The 5,840-nt window shown below is 42.1% G+C and carries 4 protein-coding genes; 3 read left to right on the top strand and 1 reads right to left on the bottom strand.

Going from position 1 to position 5,840, the window contains the following annotated elements; all coding sequences use genetic code 11:
- Positions 1-151 precede the first annotated feature (151 nt).
- Positions 152-1,105 carry a hypothetical protein gene (locus NI469_RS15415; RefSeq protein WP_253175646.1) on the top strand — a complete coding sequence of 318 codons (954 nt, stop codon included), beginning with the start codon at positions 152-154 and terminating at the stop codon, positions 1,103-1,105.
- A gap of 47 nt (positions 1,106-1,152) precedes the next feature.
- Here NI469_RS15415 and NI469_RS15410 read toward each other — a convergent pair whose 3' ends face one another.
- Positions 1,153-4,047 carry a valine--tRNA ligase gene (locus NI469_RS15410; RefSeq protein WP_004279390.1) on the bottom strand — a complete coding sequence of 965 codons (2,895 nt, stop codon included), beginning with the start codon at positions 4,045-4,047 and terminating at the stop codon, positions 1,153-1,155.
- A gap of 176 nt (positions 4,048-4,223) precedes the next feature.
- Between NI469_RS15410 and NI469_RS15405 the strand changes: the two genes are divergently transcribed.
- Both NI469_RS15405 and NI469_RS15400 read left to right on the top strand, forming a co-directional pair.
- Positions 4,224-4,895 (top strand): hypothetical protein, encoded by a 672-nt coding sequence (locus NI469_RS15405; protein WP_005262406.1) that lies wholly within the window; start codon positions 4,224-4,226, stop codon positions 4,893-4,895.
- A gap of 20 nt (positions 4,896-4,915) precedes the next feature.
- Positions 4,916-5,722, top strand: a complete 807-nt coding sequence (locus tag NI469_RS15400) for an SDR family oxidoreductase (RefSeq protein WP_005104675.1) — start codon at positions 4,916-4,918, stop codon at positions 5,720-5,722.
- The last annotated feature ends 118 nt before the right edge of the window (positions 5,723-5,840 follow it).

The raw sequence follows: 5,840 nt of genomic DNA, 5'->3' as shown, positions 1-5,840 counted from the left end.
TGAAAACCATTTTAAAGCTTTCGACTTAACCTTTTTTTACATCAATAATGGCTTCATTTAATGTCAGCATACTTTTTGAAACACCACCAAAACTTTTAATAGTTTAAAACTAAGTTCTTACCCAATTTTTACAGATTCAATCGATGACCAGTTGGATGGAGAGTTATTTGAAAATCGCTGTGAGGAATTAAACGTCTCAATTGCGCTAGCACCTTTTTTTCAAAAGCATCTTTCAAATTATCATTTTTTATATTTAACAAATGAGGAAATGAGTCAGCTTGTTAGACATGCTTTGGATGATGATTCACTGCATGACAATGTTTTAGAACGGCTGAAAAAAACCTTTATAGAGTTCCCTCAGGTTTCTATTTATCCATATTTGATTGCACAATTTTATAGTGATTGTGAAAGTGATTTTGATGAGCAGAATAAAGATATGAATTATCTTTATCATAGATATTTGCAAGGTAAAGAAATTAGTCCAACTTGGAAAGCAGGCTTAGATAATTTTATTAAAGAAAAAGAACGTAATAATGAATATAAAGATAACTATATAAAGTATTTAAAAATTGCTGCTCATTTAGGAAGTTTTCCTGCTCAGCTAGAACTTTATCAATTTGGAGATAATGATCATTACGTTGATGACGACGATTTTGATGAAGATATGTATGACTATAGTCATTCAAATTATCCATCAGATATAGAATTGGAATTAGCAAAGCGTGGTAATGAAGAATGCCTAAGAGATATATTTGATCGAATCGTCTGTGATGGATTCGATGAAATCAAAAAATTAAAAGAGAATGATTTGATTGAAGCATGGAAATGGCAAAAATTTGCTCATTATTTTGGTCATGATTTAGCTCAAGGTAATTACAAGACAGAAGCAATATATGATCAGGGTAATATTTTTGCAGCCGAAAGTGGTCGTCATGATATACATTTGCCAAAATTAACATTAGAGCAAGAAAATATAGTCGATCGAGAAGTAAATAAATTAATTCATTTTTATGAAAATTTAAATGAATTCACTTTTACTCGTTATTTAGATGATTCTTCTTATATCAATTGGGAGGATGAGGATTTTGATTGGGAAGAAGAGTAAATAAAAATCCCCTCATTTGAGGGGATTTTTTGAATCAAATTACAGCATTAAAGCGCTGCAATCTGCTCCATATTCGCTTTAATCTTCGCTAACTGATCAGCAAACTCAGCAAGTTTCACTTTCTCGCCTTCAACTACAGCCGCAGGTGCTTTTGCCACAAAACCTTCATTCGAAAGTTTAGTCGCAATTTGGTCATGCTGTTTTTGAACCTTGTCCAAGTCTTTTTGCAGACGACCCAATTCCGCTTTAGGATCAATTAAGCCCTTCATTGGAACGAATACAGACACGTGACCCACAACAGATGAAGAAGACAATGGTGGTTGTTCAGCATCAGCCAAGAAGGTAATGCTTTCAACTTTTGCCAATGCTTTGAACAACGGTTCAATACGTGCAATCTGCGCTTTTTCAGCATCCGTTGTGTTTTGAAGTAGAACAGGCAACAAGCGTGCATTACCTAAGCCCATCTCACCACGGATGTTACGTACCGCACCAATCAAACCTTGCAGCCATTGCATATCTGCTTCAGCCTGGTCATTAATCAATGCTTCGTCAGCAGTTGGGTACTGCGCAAGCATGATGGTTTCGCCAGCGATACCAAGTTTAGGCGCAAGCGTTTGCCAGATTTCTTCAGTCAGATAAGGCATCAACGGATGAGCCAAACGTAAAGACGCTTCCATCACCGCAAGCAATACACGACGTACTTCAGCTTTACGCTCTTCAGATACGTTTTCATCATTCAGAACAGGCTTAGTCAGTTCGACATACCAGTCACAGTATTCATTCCAGATGAATTCGTAAATCGCTTGCGCAGCCAGGTCTAAACGATAGGTTGCAAATGCAGTTTGTACCGCAGCAGTCGCTTTTTGTAGACGGCTGACGATCCACTGTTCAGGCAATTCCCAAAGATCAGGACGAGCCGTTTGACCAACCGTTTGACCTTCGACATTCATCATCACGAAACGCGTTGCGTTCCAGATTTTGTTGGCAAAGTTACGGTAACCTTCAACACGTTTCATATCGAACTTAATGTCACGACCGGTGTTTGCAAGCGCGCAGAATGTGAAACGAACTGCATCCGTACCGTAAGATTGAATACCTTCAGGGAATTCTTTACGCGTTGATTTTTCAATCTTCGCTGCCTGTTTCGGGTTCATCAAACCCGTGGTACGTTTTTGTACCAGTGTTTCAAGATCCACACCGTCAATCAAGTCTAATGGGTCAAGCACGTTACCTTTAGATTTAGACATCTTCTGACCTTCGCCATCACGTACCAAACCGTGAACGTACACAGTTTTAAATGGCACTTGTGGCGTACCATCTTCATTCTTCATGAAGTGCATGGTCAGCATGATCATGCGGGCAACCCAGAAGAAGATGATGTCAAAACCTGTCACCAGTACATCTGTTGGGTGGAATGTATTCAAGAAGTAGTTGGCTTTGTCTTTTGCTTCGTCGCCAGTCCAACCTAAGGTTGAGAATGTCCAGAGACCTGAAGAGAACCATGTATCCAGTACGTCTTCATCTTGGTTCAATTGAACATCGGCAGGGATGTTGTTTTTCGCGCGAACTTCCGCTTCATCACGACCTACATAAACATTACCTTCCGCATCGTACCAAGCAGGGATACGGTGACCCCACCACAATTGACGCGAGATACACCAGTCTTGGATGTTGTTCATCCAAGCCATATACATGTTGCTGTACTGCTCAGGAACGAACTTGATACGACCGTCTTTAACCGCTTCAATGGCAGGTTTCGCTAGCGGCGCAATCTTCACATACCATTGGTCTGTGAGTAGAGGTTCAACAATCACGCCTGAACGGTCACCGCGAGGTGGTTTCAGCGTATATGGTTGGATCTGGTCTAACCAGCCTTCAGCTTCCGCTTGTTCAACAATCTTCTTACGTGCTTCAAAACGCTCTAAACCAACATATTCACTAGGCGCAGGAATGGTTTTAGAAATTTGCTCGCCGGCTTTCGCGATGTATTCAAACTCAGCCAACACTTCAGCATTTTTGTTGAAGATATTGATGATTGGCAATTCGCAACGTTTACCCACTTCATAGTCATTGAAGTCGTGTGCAGGGGTGATTTTTACACAGCCTGTACCGAATTCTTTATCGACATATTCGTCTTTAACGATAGGAACCGCACGACCGGTAATTGGCAGGATAATATTTTTACCCACCAAATCTGCATAGCGTTCATCATCAAGCGCAACGGCAACAGCTGTATCACCAAGTAGTGTTTCAGGACGAGTGGTTGCCACAACGATGTGATCTTTACCATCGTGCGTGCGTAGTGATTTATCTTCAAAGAAGTATTTAAAGTGCCACAATGAACCTGCTTCTTCTTTATCAGACTCAACTTCTAAGTCAGACAGCGCAGTTTGTAATTTTGGATCCCAGTTCACCAAACGTTTGCCGCGGTAGATCAGACCTTCTTCGTGCAGTTTTACAAACACTTCTTTTACCGCGTTTGATAAACCATCATCCATGGTGAAGCGTTCACGTGACCAGTCAACCGAAGAACCTAGGCGACGAATTTGACGGGTAATGTTACCGCCAGACTGTTCTTTCCATTCCCAGACTTTTTCGATGAACTTTTCACGACCCAGGTCATGACGGCTAACCCCTTGCGCACCCAACTGACGCTCTACCACCATTTGCGTTGCAATACCTGCGTGGTCAGTACCCGGTTGCCATAAAGTATTTTTACCTGACATACGGTTAAAACGGGTTAAGGCATCCATGATGGCATTGTTAAAACCATGACCCATATGCAGGCTACCCGTGACGTTTGGTGGCGGAATCATGATACAGAAAGATTCGCCTTTTTCAGACGGCTTAAAGTAACCACGCTCTTCCCAAGTTTGGTACCATTTTTTCTCGATCTCGGTCGGATCGTAAGTTGTAGCAATATTTTGCGCTGAATCAGTCATAGTTCGAACAGATCAAAAGTGGATAAAAAATTGCATCTATTGTAGCAAAAAAAAATGGCAGCTGCGGCAGCTTAACCAAAAGCAAACTTTAAGCAATTGGCAGTAAGCTGAACTCATCGTATGATAGAACGATAAAAAAACGCGACTCATCGCAGCATATCAAAAAGGATAATAAGATGAGCTATAGCATTTCCCTGAAGCTTCAACCTGAAACTCATCAGCGCTTTAAAGACCTCCATTCCAGATTAAATGCCGGCGAGCGAGACAGTCTTGCCAGATCCTTAGGTGAAAATCTGGCCGATATGGCCTGTGAAATTATTGACCAGATTTTTGGTCAGGTGGTGCAGCTGGCCAATTCACCGGACAGTGAGTCCGAAAAAGTAATTCAGCAGATTATGCATAACACCCGTAAATATATGCCGTGGTCGGTTTCATTGTTTGGCAATGAGCGGCTGATGCCCATGGTGAACTATTTGCATCGCATGACCTATGAGCATCAAGGTGATGCCTTCGTTCGATATCCAGTGGAAAAATTGCTGGTGATGGAACTGCTCGGCTGTGTTGATCAGATGAAAAATGGTAATCACCAGTATGTATCACCCGCTTTAAAAGCCTTTACCCAGGTGGTCGATCAAGGGGTGACGCATCTGATCCGGGAACCGAAAAAAATGTTGAAATTTAATGTGGTGGTCGATAAAACCTTGAATGGGGTGATTCATTTAACCACCCAGTTAGGCTATAAACGTTTTGACAAGCTCGGTAGCATCTATGATGCCGATACGATGAGTTATTATTTTGAGCATTTGCTGGCATTTCTGGAAGATGAAATGCCGTACCATATTCATTAAAACAAGGGAAAGAGGATTTCATGGCGAAAGTTGAAGACTTAAATGGAAAAGTGGTCTGGATTACCGGCGCATCTTCAGGGATTGGCAAGGCGATTGCCCAGCAATGTGCTGCACTTGGGGCACAGGTGGTACTGACTGCACGTCGGCATGAAGAACTGGAAAATGTTCGCCAAAGTCTCACTAATCCAGATCAGCATATTTCAGTCATTGCCGATATCACGGATGAAAGCCAGGTTCGTCATGCCTATGAACAGGTTTTGCAACAAAAAGGCCGGATTGACTGGCTGATTAATAATGCAGGACTCAGTCAACGTGCCCTGATTCAGGACACCACCATGCAGACTGAACGCGCCATTATGGAAGTCGATTATTTCTCGCAGGTATTTTTGACCAAAACCGTACTGCCAACTTTTCTGGCACAAAAATCCGGCCGTATTGTGTTTATTTCCAGTGTTGCAGGTTTGCTCGGTACACAATATCGCGCGTCTTATTCCGCAGCCAAAGCAGCAATTCATATGTGGGCCAACAGCCTGCGTGCTGAAGTGGCAGATCAGGGGATTGGCGTATCGGTGATTTTCCCCGGTTTTGTTCAAACCAATGTGTCCCTGAACGCCTTAAACGGTGAAGGAAAACCGCAAGGACATCCGGATGAAGCGATTGAAAATGGGCTGTCCGCAGAAGATTTTGCGGTTCAGACTGTACAGGCTTTGCAGAACGGCGAAGAATATATTGTGATTGGTGGCAAGAAAGAAAAACTTGGTGTGCTGGTTTCGCGTATTTCACCAAAAGTTCTGTACAAGATGATCCGTAAAACCAAAGTAAAATAAATCATCCAGAGTAAAAAGGGCAGTAGCGCCATTGCTGTCCCACAATTTTTCACAAGAGGAAGCTCATTTGAGCTTCCTCTTGTTTTATGGGTATTTTATCGGGTGAAAATAAAGCTTT

The sequence above is a fragment of the Acinetobacter lwoffii genome, from assembly GCF_024129735.1.
Classification (GTDB): Bacteria; Pseudomonadota; Gammaproteobacteria; order Pseudomonadales; family Moraxellaceae; genus Acinetobacter; species Acinetobacter lwoffii_H.
This window is presented reverse-complemented; position numbering and strand designations above follow the sequence as displayed.

What these genes read in the sequence shown, in the direction of transcription:
- NI469_RS15410 (WP_004279390.1), bottom strand. Translation starts at nt 4,047, where the DNA reads ATGACTGATTCAGCGCAAAATATTGCTACAACTTACGATCCGACCGAG.
- NI469_RS15405 (WP_005262406.1), top strand. Translation starts at nt 4,224, where the DNA reads ATGAGCTATAGCATTTCCCTGAAGCTTCAACCTGAAACTCATCAGCGC.
- NI469_RS15400 (WP_005104675.1), top strand. Translation starts at nt 4,916, where the DNA reads ATGGCGAAAGTTGAAGACTTAAATGGAAAAGTGGTCTGGATTACCGGC.